Below are 17,334 nucleotides of genomic sequence, written 5' to 3'. Positions count from 1 at the left end.
ACTGTAATGCCGAGCCGCTCGGTGCGCTCCGCGGATGGGGGTGGCCTTCTGGAGCGGGCCGTCACCATGGTGTCGCCGTCCGCGGCCGTCACCACCATGTCGCCGTCCGTGCCGTTTGTGGCGTCCGCCGTCCGGGCCGGTGGACCGGTCGGTCCGGAGCGCCCCACCGCCGGTGGCCGCGGACCGGACCGGCCCCCGGCGGTGGCGGACCGGGCCGCCCGCGCGGCTGTCAGCGGGGCACGGGGTCCGCGCCTGCCGCCACGGCGTGCCGGGCGCCCGGGGCGGCGAGGGCCCCCGCACCGAGGAGGGCGGCCGTGGCCACGAGGGCCGTGCCGGACCAGCCGAGCGTGGAGAGCAGCGGGGCGGTGGCGGCCGTGCCCAGTGCGCCGACGGCGAAGTACAGCACGAGGTAGACGCCGGTGAGGCCGCCGGCGTGGTCGGGGTCGACGGCGACGATCCGGCTCTGGTTGGCCGCCTGGGCGGCGAAACAGCCGGCGTCGAACAGGGCCAGCCCGAGCACGGTGACCACGGGGTGGTGCAGACCGGCGGCCAGCAGGGCCGTGCCGGCCGCCGCGACCGGCATCGACGCGGCCATGACCCGGTGCGGCGCGTACCGGTCGACCAGGCGCCCGGTGAACGGCAGCGCGACGAAACCCAGGAGCCCGGCCAGCCCGTACAGGCCGATGGCGGTGGCGTCGAGCGCGTAGGGCGGGCGCGCGAGCGCGAGGGCCAGGCCCACCCAGACGACGTTGAAGGCGAAGTACCACAGTCCGCCGGTGAGCACGGCGTGGCGCAGCGGCCGGTGACGGCGCAGCAGCGGAGCCAGTCCCGCGAGCGTCGCCAGGTAGCCGTCCCGCGCCCGCGGGTGCTCGCGGGGCAGCAGCCGGGCGGTGGCGAGCGCCGCGAGCAGGACGAGGCCGGCGAAGACCAGCAGCATGCGCCGCCAGCCGAGGAGGTCGGCGAGGGTGCCTCCGGCCCAGCGGCTCAGCAGGATGCCGGCGGACAGTCCGGTGGCGACGGTGGCCAGGGCCGTGCCGCGCCGGCCGGGCGCTGCGTACCGGCCCGCGAGGGCACCGCACTGGGCCGCGACCCCGGCCGTGGCGCCGATGAGCAGGTAGGCGGTGAGCAGGACCGCCGCGTGCCGGGCGGTGGCGGCGACGGTGAGGGCCCCGGCGAGGGCGCACAGCTGGACGCCGACCAGCCGGTGCGGGGCGACCCGGTCGGTGAGCGGCAGCAGCAGCGCGAACCCGGCCGTGCAGCCGACGAGGGCGGCCGTCGGCACGAGCCCCGTCACCGTGGCCGACAGGCCGAGGTCGGCCGCCACGTCGGTCAGGGCGGGCTGGAGGGCGTAGTTGTTGGCGATCGCCGTCGCCGCCGTCGCGGCGAGCAGCAGGGTCCCGTGGCGGGGCAGGGCCTGGCCGCTCACGGCCGGTCGGCCTGCGCGCGGATGACCACGTACCGGCACTCGGCGTCGCCGTCGTTGGCGAAGGTGCACGGCGCGGGCTCGCCGAGTTCCACGGTGTCGCCGGGACCGAGCGCGTGCACGGCCTCTCCCTCGTGGAAGGTCAGGCGGCCCTCCAGGACCCAGACGACCTGCCGGGCGAAGGCGAAGGAGGCCGCCGGGTAGGCCACCCGCGCCCCGGCGGGCAGCCGGATCTCGGCCGTCTCGGCGGGGAAGCCCGGTCCGGTGATCTGGCGCCGCCGGTAGCCGGTGCCGGGATCGCGCCACTCGGCGGCGTCCTCGTGGCGGCGCACGCCCCCAGGGCCGCCGGCGGCCGGCCGCGTCTCGCCCTCGGCGAGCGCCAGCAGGGAGGAGACGCTGAGCCGGAAGGCGGCGGACAGCTTGCCGAGCACGACGGCCGTGGGGCTGCTGTCGCCCCGCTCGATCCGGTTGATCATGGCCCGGGAGACGCCGGAGGCCTCGGCCAGCTGGGTGAGGGTCCAGCCCCGCCGCTCCCGCTCGGCGCGGACACGGGCGGCGATCCGCTCCACCAGGGGATCTACTATGTTGGACATGGCGACAATATATGAGAAGGGCGAGGCGGTGCGGGTCCGCCGGGCGTCCGAGGCCGACGGTGAGGCCGTCCGCGCCATCCGCAACCACGCGGTGGCGACCTCCACGGCGCTGTGGACCCAGACCCGGCAGACCCCGGCCGACGCGCGGGCCTGGCTCGCCCCCCACCTCGCGCGCGGCTCGGCGCTCGTGGCCGAGGCCGGCGGCGAGGTCGTCGGCTTCGCGGTCTACGGCCCCTGGCGCCCGCTCGACGGATACCGCGACACCGTCGAGAACTCGGTCTACGTCCGTGAGGGCAGCCAGGGCCTGGGCATCGGCGGCGCCCTGCTGTCCGCGCTGATCGACGCGGCGCGCGACGCGGGCCACCACAGCATGATCGCCGGAATCGAGTCCGGCAACGCGGCGTCGGTCCGGCTGCACGAGCGGTTCGGATTCACCGAGGTGGGCAGGGTGCCCGAGGCGGGCCGGAAGTTCGGGAAGTGGTTCGACCTCACGCTCATGCAACTGCTGCTGCGGGACTGAGGGCAGGGCTGTCCGCAGGTCGCGGGGCCGGGGGAGGGGGCGCTTCACGGGGACGGGGGACGGGGCGCTGCACGGGGCAGGGGGACGGGGCGTTCCGCCGGTCCGGGGCGGCACGTACCATCGGGCTACCCGTGAGTAAGTTCGTGCGTCCACCGGAGGAGCCCCGTGGCGGCCCGCATCTTCACCGTGACCCGCAGCATCCTGATCGACGTCCCGCCGCGGACGGCGTACGAGGCGGTCAGCCAACCGGCCGACATGGGCCGGTGGAGCCCGGAGAACCTCGGCACGTCGGAACGGACGCCCAGGGAGCGGGCGGTGGCGGGGACCCGGTTCGAGGGCCGCAACAAGCGGGGGCCGTTCCGCTGGACCACGCTGTGCACGGTGACGGCGGCCGACCCCGGGCGCCGGTTCGCGTTCCGGGTCCATGCCATCGGGCTGGACCGCCCCCGGCTGCGCGGACCGATCGCCACCTGGGAGTACCGGTTCGAGCCGGAGGGGCAGGGGGTGCGGGTGACGGAGTCCTGGACGGACGACCGGCGGGCCTGGCCGACCGTGGTGGCCCACGCCTTCGACCGGGCGGTGACCGGCGGCCGCACCTTCGCCGACTTCCAGACCCGCAACATCGACGTCACCTTGCGCAACCTGAAGCGGGAACTCGAGGCGGCCGCCCGGCCGTGAGGTGAACGGCGGCGTCGGGCGGGCCCGCACCGGCCGGACCAGCGGGCCGGCGGACGGGCGCCGGTGGAGCGGTGGGCCGGTGGGCCGGCGTCGGTGGAGCGGCGGGCGGGCCGGTCAGCCGGTCAGCTTGGCGCGGACCGCGCCCGCGGTGGCCGCCGGACGGGCGGTGGCCCGCACCGACCGCCGCACCAGCCGGGCCTCGCGCCGGACCTCCCGCGCCGCGTGCCGCCCGCGCCACGCCAGGGACGGGTGGCCGGCGGTGTCCGCGGACGCGATCAGCAGTCCGCCCAGCATCGAGGCGTTCTTCAGGAAGTGGATGCGCTGCTGGGCGCGCTCGTCGGCGTCCTCGATCTCCCAGAACCGGTGGGCCGCGAGGGTCGTGGGCACCAGGGTGGCTGCCAGGGCGAGCGCGGCCACCCGCGGGACGCGGCCGGTGGCGAGCAGCAGGCCCGCCGCGACCTGCGCCGCCCCGTTGAGCCGCACGACGTCCTCGGTGCGGTCGGGAAGCGCCGCCACGCGTTCGGTGACGGGCCGTACGACGGACTCGGCGACCGGCGCGAGCTGCCCGGGCGCTCGCAGGGAGTGCAGGCCGCCCGAGACGAACATCGAGGCCAGCAAGGGGCGACCCAGCAGACGCAGCAGACTCATGGTCCTCTCCAGACAACGGTTGACCGGACACGGGACAGCGGCCACCGGGTTCCCCGCCGGAGGGCGGCTCATGCGGAGGGCGCCACGCCCCGGCCGGTGACCGGGCCGGACCCGCCCGCCGCGTCCTGACAACGCCGGGGTGCCGTGGTCAGGACCCGGTGGGTGCCGTCGCCGGGACTCGGCGAGAGCCGCCCCCAGGAGCTCGGCGGGTGTCGTCAGGACATGGCGTGCGCCGGGCGGGTCTCCCGGCCGCCGGGGTGGCGGTGGCGCCAGGTCCAGAAGACCGCGCACGACACCAGCGCCCACCCGGCCAGCACGAGGAACGGGAACGCGTGCTGGTGCCCGGCGAAGTACACCGCCGTGTGCTGGGCGTTCACCGAGGCGCCGGGCGGCAGCCAGCGGCCGATCAGGCCCAGGGGCGAGGGGAGCAGCGGCCACGACACCGCACCGCCCGACGAGGGATTGCCCAGCAGGACCATCAGCCCCCAGGTCGGCAGCATCGCCCAGCGGCCCACCAGCGTGTTGAACATGGTGAAGACCATCCCGCTGGTGAACAGCGTGAACGCCAGGATCAGCCACGACTCGACGAACGGCAGGTCCAGCGCGCCCAGCAGCCAGTCCACGGTCGCGGCGATGGCGAACCCGCCCAGCAGCGCGTACAGGGCGGTGAAGGCGATGCGCTCGAACGGGGTGAGGGCCCGCGCGTGCACGCTCAGCTGGATCGCGCCGACGAAGCCGATGATCACGGCGGCGAGCGAGATGTAGAAGATCGCCAGCCCTCGCGGGTCGCCCTCCTGGAGGGGGTTGATGTCCCGGACGGTGACGGAGATCCCGGTCTGCCGGCCCACGGCGGGGGCCGTCTCGGCCAGCACCTCGGCCACCGAGGCCCCGGACGCCGCGGAGAGGTCGAGCGTCACCCGGTCGTCCTCCCGCACGTCGAGGATCGCGAAGACCCGCTGCTCCTCCACCGCCGTCCTGGCCTCGGCCGCCGTGGCGTAGACATGCACCTTCACCGCCGCGTTCAGCGACTCCTCCAGCCCGTCGAGGAACCGCCGGCCCACGGCGGCCTGCCCGTAGTCGCGGGTGACCGCGGTGGGGATGGAGCGCGGCGTCGGATCGGCCATGGAGTAGGTGTAGGAGCCGGCGAACAGGGCCGCGGCAGCCGTCAGGATCAGCACGAGCACCGCCGCGGGCAGCAGCGGCGACTCCTTGAGCCGGGCCCGGCGCTGCGCGGGCGTCGGTGACGTACCGTGACCGGGATGTGGCGTATCGGACATACCGGTCACGTTAGCCGTGCGGCTCCCGCGGGTCACTCGGTCGCGGCCCGACCGCTCCTCATCGCCTCGACCAGGCGCACCAGCGCCTTGAGGACCCACTCCCGGTCCTCCCCGAGGCTCGCCAGCAGGGCGACCTCGGCGGCGAGCTGGCGGGGGAAGAGGTCGTCGACGGCTCGGGCGCCGGCCTCCGTGATGGTGACCAGGGCGGCGCGGCGGTCGGCCGGGTGCGGGGTGCGGGTGACGAAGCCGCGGCGCTCCAGCTTGGCGAGGGTCTTGCTGACGCCCGCGCGGGACAGGCCCAGGTCGGCGGCGAGGCGGCGGGCGATCAGCGGGTCGGTGGCGTGGCGGAGCGGGACGAGCATGTCGACCTCGGGCGCCGTGAGGGGGGCGCCCTCGTAGAGGGGCTCGACGGCTCGGTCGAGCAGACCGGTGGCGCGTTTGAGGAGCGCCACCATTTCCATCGGGGAGGTGTCCAGGTCCGGGTTGCCCCGGGCCCACTGTGTGCGGACTTCGGCGGGGGAGGGAGGCATGCGGCTCGGCCTTCCAGAAATTGTTAACAGGTGAACTATCGGATACCTTTATGGGCATGGTATCGCCGTCCTCGACCCGACATCCCGCCTCGCACCGTTCCGCGGAGGCCCACCCGACCGCCCCCGCCCCGCTGCCCCGGCGGGCCGCCGTCGCCCTGGTCGCCGTGCTGGGCGCCCTCACCGCGGTCGCCCCGCTCGCGACCGACATGTACGTCCCCGGCTTCCCCGCCATGGGGGAGGCACTCGGTACGAGCTCGTCGGCGGTGCAGCTGACGATGACCGCCTTCCTGGCCGGCCTGGTCGTCGGCCAGTTGCTGATCGGCCCGCTGAGCGACGGGCTGGGGCGGCGCCGGCTGCTGCTGTCCGGAGCCGCCGGGTTCGTCCTCTTCTCCGTCGTCTGCGCCGTCGCGCCGGACGTCACCGTGCTCACCGGTGCCCGCTTCCTCCAGGGTGTGGCCGGAGCGGCCGGGATGGTACTGGCCCGGGCCGTGCTCACCGACCGTTTCCACGGGGCCGAACTCCCGCGCTACTTCGCCGTCCTCTCCCAGGTCATGGGCGTCGCCCCGGTCGCCGCACCGGTCCTCGGCGGGGTGGTCCTCGGCCTCTCCACCTGGCGCGCCGTGTTCGCCGTGCTGGCCGTGCTGGGCGCCCTGCTGCTGTTCGCCGTGGTGCGCGCCGTCCCCGAGTCCCTGCCGCCGGAGCGGCGCCACGGCGGCGGCTTCACGAGCACCTTCCGCGCCATGGGCGCGCTGCTCGGCCGCCGCGCCTTCATGGGCTACGTCCTCGTCATCGCCTTCGTGTCGGCGGCGCTGTTCGCCTACATCAGCGGCTCCAGCTTCGTCTTCGAGAGCCTCCACGGGGTCTCCGCGACGACGTACTCCCTGATCTTCGCCACCAACGCGGTGGGCATGCTGCTCAGCGGTGCCGTCTTCTCCCGCCTGGCGGGAAGGCTGCGGCTCAACACCCTCCTCTCGGCCGGTGTCGGTGTCTGCCTGCTGGGCGCGCTGGCCCAGGTCCTGCTGGTCGTGACCGTCGGAGAGACCCTCGCCGGCACGTGGACCACCCTGTTCGTGACCGCCGTCGGCATCGGCCTGGTCTTCCCGGCCGGCATGAGCATCGGCCAGGCGGTGGGCCGGTCGGCCCCGGGGGCGGCTTCCGCGCTCCTGGGCGGGCTCCAGTTCCTCTTCGGAGCGCTGGCCTCCCCCCTGGTCGGTCTGTTCGGGGAGCACAGCTCCCTCCCGATGGCTCTGGTCATGCTGGTCGCCGTGGCCGCCGCCGCGGCCGCCCTGGCCGGTCTCGCCCGGCCCTGGGAGGGGCACGGCGAACCGGACGACTCGGCGATCCGGGCCGCCGGCGGCCCCGGCCGGAACGCGGGCTGACCGACGCGCGCGGATCCCGGCGCGAGGGCGGCGGGCAGAGGCCTCCGTCCGGCCGCACGGCAGGGGAGCGGTACTCGTCGGCAGGCCCGTCGGCGAGTGCCGCTCCCCTTCGGTCATCCACTCGCCAGAGCCGGAGCCGGGTCGTGCGCCTGTGGGCGCCTGCGGGCGCCTGTACGTACTGGTCGGGGACGGGCATCCGTTCCTCCGGCGAAGCCGACCGGGACGGACGGCACGGACGGGGGTCGGCGAGGGGACGAACGGTGTGGACGAGGAGCCCGAGAGGGAGCCGGAGAGGGAGGAGCCGGCTCCGGAGCCGACCAGCCGCTGCGGATGTCGGGATGCCGCTGCGGGTGCCGCGTGTGGCTGTGGATGCTTCGGCGCGGCCGAGGCGCCGTGAAGCCTCAGCGGCTCCGGATGGCGGTGGTGGCGAAGAACCCGGTGGCGGCGGCGGTGATGAGGGCGCAGACGGAGAACAGAAGCGTGCGTCGCATGGAGAAACCTTTCCTGACGATGACGGATGGGTCCTGCACAACGTCGGCCGGGCCGAAGTCGGTGCGCCGGCGGGCCGACGCCACCCGGACGGACGCGACCGTGCGGGTACGGGCACGAGTGCACGTGTGTTCGTCGGGCGACCGTACGCCGTTGATCGCGTACGGGTGAATACGGGCCGATCGCCACGACCCGGCGACGCGCTCCCGGCACGCTGCTGACCGGCGGCGGGGGAACGCGCGAGGCGGACGGAGGGCGCCGTGACGGTCATGAGGAGCACGTGTGACTGACGGACGGGCCGGCGGCACTCCGGCCGGCCCGGCGGTCCCCGGTCCCCGCCCCGGCGCGGACGGCGAGGTCGGGGACGGCGAGGTCGGGAACGACGAGGGACGCGGCGGGCGGGCGAAGCCCCCACGGCACGTCGCCTGCGTGATGGACGGCAACGGCCGCTGGGCGGCACAGCGATCGCTGCCCCGGACGTCGGGCCACCGCGCGGCGGAGACGACGGTGATCGACGTCATCGAGGCGGCGCGCACGGCCGGCGTGGAGTGGCTGACCCTGTACGCCTTCTCCACCGAGAACTGGCGCCGCCCCGGCCACGAGGTCGACTATCTGATGCGGCTGGTGCGCCGCGTGGTGCGCAAACACGCGCCGCTGCTCCACGCGCGGGGAATCCGCTGCCGCTTCCTGGGCGTCGCCGACCCCCGTATCCCGGCGCCGCTGGCCCGGGACTTCGCGGACCTGGCGACCCTGACCGGCGGGAACCGGGGGATGACCCTGACCGTCGCGTTCGATCACGGCGGACGCAGTGACATCGTCGAGGCGGCACGTGCGCTCATCCGGCGCGGCGTGCCGGCCGACGACGTGACCGAGGACAGCTTCGCCGCCCATCTCCCCCTCCCCGACACACCGGACGTCGACCTCGTCATCCGGACCTCCGGTGAACAGCGCATCTCCAACTTCATGCTGTGGCACGTCGCCTATGCCGAATGGATCTTCCCGGAGGTCCTCTGGCCCGACTTCCGGGCGCCGGACTTCCTGGAGTGCCTGCGGACCTACCAGCGGCGCCGGCGCCGTTTCGGCGGCGTGGCGCCGCATGTGAACCAGGAACCCCGACCGTGAACGGAGAGGCCATGACCGACCGCACGACGACCGGCGACCCCCACGACGGCGCCACCCCCCGCAGCGAGTCCCACAGCAGCGAGTCCCCCAGCAGTGAGTCCCGCGGCAGTGAGTCCCACGACGAGGGCTCCCGCGGCGCCGGCTTACCGCTGTTCGGCCCGGGTTCGCAGTTCCACGAGTTCTTCGACGACCCGCGCTGGGCGCTGGCGGTGGTCCGGGCGACGGTGCTGGAGGCCGCCCACCCGCAGGTCGGCGCGGCCCTGATGGACAGTTCGACGTTCGTCACGCATCCGTGGCGGCGGCTGCGCAACACACTGCTCAGCCTCCAGCGCATGTTCGGCGCCGAGGAGGACGTCCGGCAGCGGGAGGCGGCCCGGCTCAACCGGCTGCACGCCCGGCTGAACGGCGTCGACGAGCGGAACCGGCCCTACGACGCCCTGGACCCCGGGGCCCGCGCCTGGGTGGTGGCCACGCTCTTCGAAAGCACCGTCACCATGTGCCGGTTGAGCGGCCAGCCCCTCGAACAGGCCACCATGGAACGGCTCTACACCGAGTTCCGGGCGTTCCACGCGGCCCTCGGCGACGAGTCCGGCCAACTGCCCGCCACCCTGCGCGAGTTCTGGCCGTACTACGACCGTGTCGTCGAGGAGGAGCTGGAGAACACGGAGGCCCTGCGCATCATCCTCTACCGGCTCTTCGACCACCTCCCGGCGCCGCCCCTGCTGGGCAAGCTGCCCACGCTCTGGGCGGCCGGCCGCGCGCTCGCCGGCCCCGTCGTCGGCGCCATCACCGTGGCGTCCCTCCCGGAGTCCTTCCGCCGCCGGGCGGGGCTGCCCGAGATCCCCGGCGCCCAGACCCTGACCCAGGGCGCCTACCTGACGGTCGGCCTGGCGCGCTTCCTCCCCGACGGCTGGCTCCACGCCCGAGCCGTGTCCGACCTGCTCTCGCTCTCACCCGACAGCGACGATCCCCGGGCCAGGACCCTGGCGGCACTGGGCGAGCGGATGAAACGGGCCGGCGCCCTGCTCAGGCTGATCACGCCCCTCGCCGATCCCGCCGATCCCGCCGATCCCGCCGATCCGGCCGAGGACGGCGGACCCGCGCGGCGCACCGCCGAGGAGTTCTTCGACGAGGTGCTCGACCAGACCGGGGACGGCTACCTGGACTGGCCCGACCTGGCGGCCATGGCCCGCGAGATCTCCGGCCGCCTCGACCTGGACGAACCGGAGGAGACCAGGCTCTACGACGCGTACGCCGACTGGTGGCGGGAGCTCCAGGCGGCCCTCGACGGCGACGGCGACGGCCGCGTCGGCCGGCACGAGTACGCGGCCGCCGTTCCGTCCCTCGCCGGTCCCGCCCTGATCAGGGTCGCCGAGGTCCTCTTCGACGTGACGGACGCGGACGGCGACCGGTCCATCGACGCCGACGAGTACCGCGCCCTGTTCCGTTCCGCGTTCCGGCGCGAGATGGCCGACGCCGACGGCACGTACTCGCGGGGCGCGTTCGTCCAGGACTTCCTCTCCTTCATGTCCGGCCGCCGGCGCTCGACCGACTACGACCCGCTGCTGGCCGAGGCCTGAACCCCGGTGCGGCCGGCCGGGTGCCCGGCCGCACCGGACAGGACGCCGCCCTCCCGCGCGACGACGCGGAGGGCGGCTCCACAGTCGGCCCGGTGACCGGTCCGGCGCCCTCCGTTCCGTCGTGACGGCTTCCGGCGGACCGTAACTCCCTCTGCGTACGGCGCATTTCACTCCCGACCGGCCGACGAGTGTGACCGCTCCCATTGCGGTGACCGGCCGGGTACGGCGACCCTCTCCTCGCACGATTTTCCGAATAACTGTTATCCAGGGCTCTCTTCGGGATCTCCCCCTGTGACGGACAGCACCGTTCGGCGTCGACGACAGGGAAGCTGCAATGAGTACACGGCACGAGGTGGGGACGGCGGCACTGGTGACCGCTGCCCGAGCGGGCGACACACAGGCCCAGGACGCCCTGGTCGGGATCCATCTGCCGCTGGTCTACAACGTCGTGGGCCGGGCCCTGAACGGGTCGGTGGACGTGGACGACGTGGTGCAGGACACCATGCTGCGGGCCCTCGGCTCACTGCACGACCTCCGCGACCCGGCCAGCTTCCGGTCCTGGCTGGTGGCCATCACCATGAACCAGGTCCGGCTGTACTGGCGGGACCGGCAGTCCGCCCCGGGCCCCGTCGAGCAGGCCTTCGACGTCGCCGATCCGGGCGCGGACTTCGTGGACCTGACCATGGTGCAGCTCCAGTTGTCGGGCCAGCGCCAGGAGACCGCGAGGGCGACGCGCTGGCTGGAGCCCGACGACCGGGGGCTGCTGTCCCTGTGGTGGCTGGAGTGCGCGGGCGAGCTGAGCCGGGCGGAGGTCGCCGCGGCCCTGGGGCTGTCCCCGCAGCACACGGCGGTCCGCGTGCAGCGGATGAAGGCCCAGTTGGAGGCGGCACGCGTGGTCGTGCGGGCAGTCGACGCGCAGCCGCCGTGCGAGGAACTGCGCGGTGTGCTCGCCGACTGGGACGGAGTTCCCTCCTCGCTGTGGCGCAAGCGAACGGCCCGGCACGCTCGGGGCTGTGTCCGCTGCTCCGGCCTGTGGAGCGGCTTGATGCCCGTGGAGGGGTTGCTGGCCGGCCTGGCGCTGGTGGCGGTCTCGCCCGCGCTGCTGGCGAGGTTCGGCTCCGGCTCGGGCTCCGGCTCCGTCGCGCTCGCCGCGACGGGCTCGGCGTCCCGGCTCGGTGACGACGGGTCCGGCGCCGACGACGAGGCCGGTGCCGACGGTGCGGACGACGCCGACGAGGCGGTGCGGCTGGGCGGTCACCGCGCCCCGGGCCGGCAGGGTCCGTCCCGGGGTGCGGCCCGCCGTCGGCGGCGCACCAGACGGCGGGTGATCGGCGCGGCCGTCGTGGCGGTATGTGTGGCCGGCGGCGGTCTGTACCACGTCGTCACCCGGCCGGAATCCGGGTCCGGGGGAACGACCGCGGCCCAGGTCACCGACGATTCCCGGGTCACGGGAGGCCCGGCCCCCGACGCCGCCCTGGAGAGTTCCCCGTCCGCTTCCCCGTCCGCGTCGTCGTCCCCGTCCCCGACGTCGTCGCCGTCGGCATCGGCGTCGCGGAGCGCGAGTGCCTCCCCGAGCCCTCGCCCGTCCACCCGTACGACGGCTGCGAAGGAAGCGGCGACTACGCAGGCGCCGGCGTCGAGCGCACCGGAGGCGGAGACGGCCGCCTCCGGCACCGCGGCCCAGGTGATCGCCCTGGTCAACAAGGAACGGGCGGACGCCGGTTGCGATCCCGTCAGCGAGAACTCCAAGCTGCGCGCGGCCGCTCAGGGCCACTCCGACGACATGGCCGCCCGCGACTTCTTCGACCACACCAACCCCGACGGGGACGGTCCCGGCGAGCGGATCACGGCCGCGGGCTACCGATGGTCCACGTACGGGGAGAACATAGCCATGGGCCAGCAGACCGCCGAAGCGGTGATGACCTCCTGGATGAACAGCGAGGGCCACCGCGCGAACATCCTCAACTGCGCCTTCGAGGAGATAGGCGTGGGCATCCACGAGGACGGCGGCGGCCCGTGGTGGACCCAGGCCTTCGGCACCCGGCTCTGACGGCGAGCGGGCTGCCGCGCGCCCGGCCGGGAAGACTTCGGTCAACCATGTTGACTCCGGTGCCTGGTGACTGCACATTACTTATCGGTAGAACCATGCGGTAACCGAACATCGAGCACTTCAGGCACTTCAGGCACTTCTGGTACCTCACATGTGACACGTGCGACATGTGCGACACGCCCCTTCCCGTACTCCTCTCACGGCCGCGCACGCGTGGGATCCCGCGCATGCGCGGCCGTCGGCACCCTCCTCCGCTCCGAGCCGCCGAACCTCGTGACCAGTACGCCCGCAGGCGTCCCCATGGCCGGCCGTGTGCCAGCCCGCCCGGCGTCCGCACTCCCGAGAATCGAGAGCACATGCCGAAGCATGCTCCCCGTCATGTCATGATCGCGTCAGCAGTCGCCGCCGGTGCGCTGGCCCTCGCCCTCACCGGCGCCCAGGCGCACGCCGTCACGCCCCTGGACTACGTCGCCCTTGGCGACAGCTACAGCGCCGGTTCGGGTGTCCTCCCCATCGACACCTCCAACCTGCTCTGTCTGCGCTCCACGGCGAACTACCCCCACGTGATCGCCTCCCGAACGGGCGCCCACCTCAAGGACGTGACCTGCGGCGCCGCCGAGACCAAGCACTTCACCCAGGCCCAGTACCCGGGCGTCGCCCCCCAGGTGAACGCCCTCGACGCGGGCACCGACCTGGTGACGCTGACGATCGGGGGCAACGACAACGGCACCTTCATCAACGCCGTGACGGCCTGCGCCACCGCGGGCGTCCTCAGCGGAGGCAAGGGCAGCCCCTGCAAGGACGCCAACGGCACGGCCTTCGACGACCAGATCGACACGAACACCTATCCCGCGCTCAAGGCCGCCCTCGGCAGCGTGCGCGCCAAGGCGCCGAACGCGCGCGTCGCGGTCCTGGGCTACCCGTGGATCATGCCGGCCACCGCCGACCCCTCGTGCTTCGCCAAGCTGCCGGTCGCCTCCGGCGACGTGCCCTATCTGCGCGCGCTCCAGGCCCACCTCAACGCGGTCGTCCAGCGGGCCGCCGAGGAGGCGGGCGCCGTCTACGTGGACTTCGCCCGGTCCTCCGACGGCCACGACGCCTGCGCGGCGGCCGGCACCCGGTGGATCGAACCCCTGCTCTTCGGCACCAGCGTCGTTCCCGTCCACCCCAACGCCCTCGGGGAGAAGCGCATGGCCGAGGAGGCGATGGCCGTCCTCGGCCTCGGCTGACCGGCGGCCACCCGGCGGTCCGGCCCCGTCGTACGTCCCGGGCGCCCCGCGACGGAGCCCGGGAGGGCGCCCGGGACGGAGCCCGCGACGGAGCCCGCGACGGCCGGTCCGCCCGGCGCGCCGAGGTCAGTACACGACCTCCGGCTTCTCGTAAGGCGTCCACCAGCTGGTCAGCCCCCACACGCCCAGGGCGAGCACCGCGACGGCGGCCACGGCCGCCGCCCACGGGCGCTCGCACCACCGCAGGGTCAGCAGCCAGGTGACGAGCGGCAGCAGGGCCCCGCCCAGGGCGATCAGGGGGAGGTCGACGTAGAGGACGCTCAGGTCACGGTGCATGTCCTCGAACCCGCCCTCGATGTTGACCCGCGCCTTCGGCGCCCAGGCCAGCACCGAGACCGCGGCGCCCAGCGCCCCCAGCAGGACGGCGGCACATCCCTTGCTCTCTTCCCTCATGATCGTGTCTGACGCGCCGCCCCCCACCACGGTTCCCGACCGCCCCCTGTTCCTCGGCGGCCGATCAGTCCTCGCCCAGATACGCCTTGCGCACGCTGTCGTCGTGCAGCAGGTCCGCACCGGTGCCCGACAGGACGATCCGGCCGGTCTCCATGACATGCCCCTGATCGGCCAGGGCGAGGGCGGCCCGGGCGTTCTGCTCGACGAGGAGGATCGTCGTCCCGGCCGCCTTCAGCTCCGCGACCGTGGCCATGATCTTCTTCATCATCAGCGGGGACAGGCCCATCGACGGCTCGTCGAGCATCAGCAGCCGTGGCCGGCACATCAGTGCCCGCCCCATGGCGAGCATCTGCTGCTCACCGCCGGAGAGCGTGCCCGCCGGCTGGTCCCGGCGCTCGCGCAGCCGCTCGAAGAGGGTGTGGACCCGTTCCAGGTCGTCCGCGACGGCGGGGTCGTTCTTGCGCAGGTAGGCGCCGAGCAGCAGGTTCTCCTCCACCGTCAGCCGGGGGAAGATGTGCCGCCCCTCGGGGGAGTGCGCCAGCCCGAGCGCCACGACGCGGTGCGCGGGCATGCCGGTCAGGTCCCGGCCGGCGAACCGCACCCGCCCCGCCGAGGGCGTCAGCAGCCCGCTGAGGGTGTGCAACGTGGTGGTCTTCCCGGCGCCGTTGACGCCGATCAGCGTCACCACCTGGCCCTCCTCCACGGTGAAGGAGACGCCCTTGACGGCCTCCACCTTCCCGTAGGCGACCCGCAGGTCCTCCACTTCCAGCAGGGCGCTCATACGGTCCTCTCCCGGTCGGTGCCGACGGGGTCGGCGTCGTCGTCGGGCGCGCCGAGATAGGCCTCCACGACGCGTGCGTCGGCCTGTACGTCCGCGGGGGCGCCCTCGATGAGCTTGGCGCCCTGCACCAGGACCGCCACCCGGTCGCACAGGTTCATGATGAAGCGCATGTCGTGCTCGATGACCAGGACCGCGATGCCCAGGTCCCGGACGGCGTGCACCAGCGCCTCGGTCTCCCGGGTCTCCCGGGGGTTCATGCCCGCGGTGGGCTCGTCCAGCAGCAGCAGTTTCGGTTCGCTCGCCAGCGCCCGGGCGATCTCCAGACGCCGCTGGGCGCCGTAGGGCAGGTTACGGGCGAGCAGCGGGGCCTCGTCGGGCAGGCCGACGAACTCCAGCAGCTCCCGGGCGCGTTCGCGGGACTCCCGCTCCTCGCGCCGGTAGCGCGGGCCCCGGCCCAGGGCGGCCAGGAAGCCGGCCCGGGTGCGGGTGTGGCGGCCGACGATCACGTTCTCCAGCGCCGACATGTTCGCGAACAGCCGGATGTTCTGGAAGGTGCGGGCCACCCCGGCCCGGGTCACCCCGGCCGGCCTCGGCGGCAGGACGGCGCCGTCGAGCCGTACCTCGCCCTCGGTGGGGACGTACAGGCCGGTCAGGCAGTTGAAGAAGGTGGTCTTGCCGGCGCCGTTGGGGCCGATCAGGCCGACGATCTCGTGCGGCCCGACGGTCAGTCCCACGCCGTCGACGGCGGTCAGGCCGCCGAACCGCATGGTGACCCCGCGGGCGTCCAGGACGGGTACGGGTGTGGCGGTCATACGGCGTTCGCCTCCGCTGCGGCCGACCGCGCCTCGGCGCGCGCCGCCTGTTCGTGGTGGAACTCCAGTTGGTGCCTGCGGTCGGGGACCAGCCCCTCGGGCCGGAACCGCATCATGAGGACCAGCGCCAGGCCGAACAGCATCATCTGGTACTTGCTGAAGAACTCGAACTTCGCCGGGATCAGATAGAGCAGGGCCGCGCCGACCAGCGGACCGGAGACCGTGCCCATGCCGCCGAGGACCACCGCGGCCAGCAGGAAGGCCGAGTTGGGCGGGGCGGTGTCGGCGAACTTGTAGTTGTCCGGTACGGCGTTGGTCTGAAGGTGTGCCATCACCGTGCCGGCCAGTCCGGCCAGCGAGGCGCCGAGACCGAAGGCGAGCAGCTTGTACCGGAAGCCCTCGATGCCCATCGCGGTGGCGGCCTTCTCGTCCTCGCGCAGCGCGATCCAGGCCCGCCCGATCCGGGAGTCGCCCATCCGCGCGTAGACGAACACCACCAGCGCGACCACCGCCAGCAGCAGCACGTAGTAGTTGGCGAACCGGCCGAACGGGACGCCGAGGACGGTGTGCGGCTCCCCCAGGTCGAAGCCGAACAGCCGCAGGTTCGGCACCGAGTTGATGCCGTTGGGGCCGTTGGTGACCAGCGGTCCGGACGTGCCGTCGAGGTTGTTGACGGTGATGCGGAAGATCTCGCCGAAGCCGAGGGTGACGATGGCGAGGTAGTCGCCGTGCAGCCGCAGCGTCGGCGCGCCGATGACCAGGCCCGCCACCAGCGAGACGGCCATGCCGAGCAGCGCCGTCGCCCAGAACGGCCACGGCCCGACGTCGAGCGTGGAGAACGTCGACCCGGAGACCAGGGCGGCGGTGTAGGCGCCGGTGCCGAGGAATGCCACGTACCCCAGGTCGAGCAGCCCCACCAGACCGACGACGATGTTCAGACCGAGCGCCACGGTCGCGAAGACGAGGATGTTGTCGGCGATCGCCGTGTACTGGTCGCCGGTCTGGGTGAAGGGGAAGACCAGCGCGGCGGCGAACGCGGCCACCGCGACGGCGGTGCGGTGGCGGGCGTTCATCGCCGTGATCCGGCGGGTCAGCCCGGCCGCGGCCAGGGCGCGGGCGCCGAACCCGGCGGCCGGCAGGAACGCCAGGAAGTCCTGCGCCGACTCGGTCGTGATGCCGTACGCCAGCACGGACATCGCGGCCAGGAACACCACGGTGATGACGGCGACCTCGAGCGGGCGGGCCAGCGGGCGGTCCGGACGCGCCTCCGGGGCGGTGTCGTCGGGCAGGGCGTGCGCGCCGGCCGCGAGGAGCAGCACAGCGACGCCGGCCAGCCAGCCGCCCGGTTCCAGGTTGACCGCTCCGCCGAGGGTGACGGCGATGGCGATCACGGTGACCCAGGTCGCGGTGAGCGCGGCCAGGGCGGCGGCGCGCAGCGCCCGCACCGCGCCGGCCGGCGCGACCAGCCGGGCGCCGGGCGCCCGCAGGGCGGCGGCCGCGAACACCGCGGCGGCCACCCCGCACACCAGGGTGACGACCTGGCTGCCGCCGGGATACCCGGTGAGCGTCAGGTTGCCGGGGTAGGCGGAGGTCCAGGTCCAGGGCAGGAACGGGGACACGACCGTCAGGACCGCGCCGAGCACGGTCAGCACCCGGGCGACGGAGACGGGGACGGGGATGCGGAAGGGGACAGGGGCAGGGACAGGGACAGGGACAGGGACAGGGACAGGGACAGGGACAGTGGGTGTCTGCTTCATCGTCGTCGGCTCC

The 17,334-nt window shown here is 73.9% G+C and carries 16 protein-coding genes; 7 read left to right on the top strand and 9 right to left on the bottom strand.

Annotated elements, in window-relative coordinates; all coding sequences use genetic code 11:
- Positions 1–229: 229 nt before the first annotated feature.
- A complete protein-coding gene (locus tag ACFYWQ_RS23375) occupies positions 230–1,426 on the bottom strand; it encodes an MFS transporter (RefSeq protein WP_389518801.1) in 1,197 nt (398 codons plus the stop codon).
- Positions 1,423–2,016: a helix-turn-helix domain-containing protein gene (locus ACFYWQ_RS23370; protein ID WP_389518800.1), complete on the bottom strand. Its 594-nt coding sequence runs from the start codon at positions 2,014–2,016 to the stop codon at positions 1,423–1,425. Before ACFYWQ_RS23370 ends, ACFYWQ_RS23375 begins: the two co-directional genes overlap by 4 nt.
- On the opposite strand from ACFYWQ_RS23370, the gene ACFYWQ_RS23365 reads away from it, so the two are divergent.
- Positions 2,015–2,536: a GNAT family N-acetyltransferase gene (locus tag ACFYWQ_RS23365; RefSeq protein ID WP_389518799.1), complete on the top strand. Its 522-nt coding sequence runs from the start codon at positions 2,015–2,017 to the stop codon at positions 2,534–2,536. The two genes, ACFYWQ_RS23370 and ACFYWQ_RS23365, sit on opposite strands and share 2 nt — an antisense overlap.
- Before the next feature lie 165 nt (positions 2,537–2,701).
- The gene (locus ACFYWQ_RS23360) at positions 2,702–3,214 is read left to right on the top strand and encodes an SRPBCC family protein (protein ID WP_389518798.1); all 513 of its coding nucleotides are present in this window, start codon (positions 2,702–2,704) and stop codon (positions 3,212–3,214) included.
- 114 nt (positions 3,215–3,328) lie between these two features.
- Here ACFYWQ_RS23360 and ACFYWQ_RS23355 read toward each other — a convergent pair whose 3' ends face one another.
- The 3 genes from ACFYWQ_RS23355 to ACFYWQ_RS23345 all read right to left on the bottom strand — a co-directional run bounded on the left by ACFYWQ_RS23355 (position 3,329) and on the right by ACFYWQ_RS23345 (position 5,669).
- Positions 3,329–3,862 carry a DoxX family protein gene (locus tag ACFYWQ_RS23355; RefSeq protein ID WP_389518797.1) on the bottom strand — a complete coding sequence of 178 codons (534 nt, stop codon included), beginning with the start codon at positions 3,860–3,862 and terminating at the stop codon, positions 3,329–3,331.
- Between the two features lie 215 nt (positions 3,863–4,077).
- Positions 4,078–5,139 (bottom strand): ABC transporter permease, encoded by a 1,062-nt coding sequence (locus tag ACFYWQ_RS23350; protein ID WP_389518796.1) that lies wholly within the window; start codon positions 5,137–5,139, stop codon positions 4,078–4,080.
- Between the two features lie 32 nt (positions 5,140–5,171).
- A complete protein-coding gene (locus tag ACFYWQ_RS23345; RefSeq protein WP_389518795.1) occupies positions 5,172–5,669 on the bottom strand; it encodes a MarR family winged helix-turn-helix transcriptional regulator in 498 nt (165 codons plus the stop codon).
- Positions 5,670–5,725: 56 nt separating this feature from the next.
- Here ACFYWQ_RS23345 and ACFYWQ_RS23340 point away from each other — a divergent pair, with 56 nt between their 5' ends.
- The 5 genes from ACFYWQ_RS23340 to ACFYWQ_RS23320 all read left to right on the top strand — a co-directional run bounded on the left by ACFYWQ_RS23340 (position 5,726) and on the right by ACFYWQ_RS23320 (position 13,518).
- Positions 5,726–7,048 (top strand): multidrug effflux MFS transporter, encoded by a 1,323-nt coding sequence (locus ACFYWQ_RS23340; protein ID WP_389518794.1) that lies wholly within the window; start codon positions 5,726–5,728, stop codon positions 7,046–7,048.
- 771 nt (positions 7,049–7,819) lie between these two features.
- Positions 7,820–8,659 (top strand): polyprenyl diphosphate synthase, encoded by an 840-nt coding sequence (gene uppS, locus ACFYWQ_RS23335; RefSeq protein ID WP_389518793.1) that lies wholly within the window; start codon positions 7,820–7,822, stop codon positions 8,657–8,659.
- Positions 8,660–8,670: 11 nt separating this feature from the next.
- A complete protein-coding gene (locus tag ACFYWQ_RS23330) occupies positions 8,671–10,239 on the top strand; it encodes an oxygenase MpaB family protein (RefSeq protein WP_389518792.1) in 1,569 nt (522 codons plus the stop codon).
- A gap of 334 nt (positions 10,240–10,573) precedes the next feature.
- Positions 10,574–12,289, top strand: a complete 1,716-nt coding sequence (locus ACFYWQ_RS23325) for a sigma-70 family RNA polymerase sigma factor (RefSeq protein ID WP_389518791.1) — start codon at positions 10,574–10,576, stop codon at positions 12,287–12,289.
- A 356-nt stretch (positions 12,290–12,645) separates the two neighbouring features.
- The gene (locus tag ACFYWQ_RS23320; RefSeq protein WP_389518790.1) at positions 12,646–13,518 is read left to right on the top strand and encodes an SGNH/GDSL hydrolase family protein; all 873 of its coding nucleotides are present in this window, start codon (positions 12,646–12,648) and stop codon (positions 13,516–13,518) included.
- Positions 13,519–13,644: 126 nt separating this feature from the next.
- Here ACFYWQ_RS23320 and ACFYWQ_RS23315 read toward each other — a convergent pair whose 3' ends face one another.
- The 4 genes from ACFYWQ_RS23315 to ACFYWQ_RS23300 all read right to left on the bottom strand — a co-directional run bounded on the left by ACFYWQ_RS23315 (position 13,645) and on the right by ACFYWQ_RS23300 (position 17,321).
- The gene (locus ACFYWQ_RS23315) at positions 13,645–13,971 is read right to left on the bottom strand and encodes a hypothetical protein (protein ID WP_389518789.1); all 327 of its coding nucleotides are present in this window, start codon (positions 13,969–13,971) and stop codon (positions 13,645–13,647) included.
- Positions 13,972–14,035: 64 nt separating this feature from the next.
- Positions 14,036–14,752, bottom strand: a complete 717-nt coding sequence (locus ACFYWQ_RS23310; protein WP_389518788.1) for an ABC transporter ATP-binding protein — start codon at positions 14,750–14,752, stop codon at positions 14,036–14,038.
- Positions 14,749–15,564, bottom strand: a complete 816-nt coding sequence (locus ACFYWQ_RS23305; protein WP_389518787.1) for an ABC transporter ATP-binding protein — start codon at positions 15,562–15,564, stop codon at positions 14,749–14,751. Before ACFYWQ_RS23305 ends, ACFYWQ_RS23310 begins: the two co-directional genes overlap by 4 nt.
- Positions 15,561–17,321: a branched-chain amino acid ABC transporter permease gene (locus tag ACFYWQ_RS23300; RefSeq protein ID WP_389518786.1), complete on the bottom strand. Its 1,761-nt coding sequence runs from the start codon at positions 17,319–17,321 to the stop codon at positions 15,561–15,563. Before ACFYWQ_RS23300 ends, ACFYWQ_RS23305 begins: the two co-directional genes overlap by 4 nt.
- Between the last annotated feature and the right edge of the window lie 13 nt (positions 17,322–17,334).

It is taken from the genome of Streptomyces sp. NPDC003247, assembly GCF_042888135.1.
GTDB lineage: Bacteria > Actinomycetota > Actinomycetes > Streptomycetales > Streptomycetaceae > Streptomyces.
This window is presented reverse-complemented; position numbering and strand designations above follow the sequence as displayed.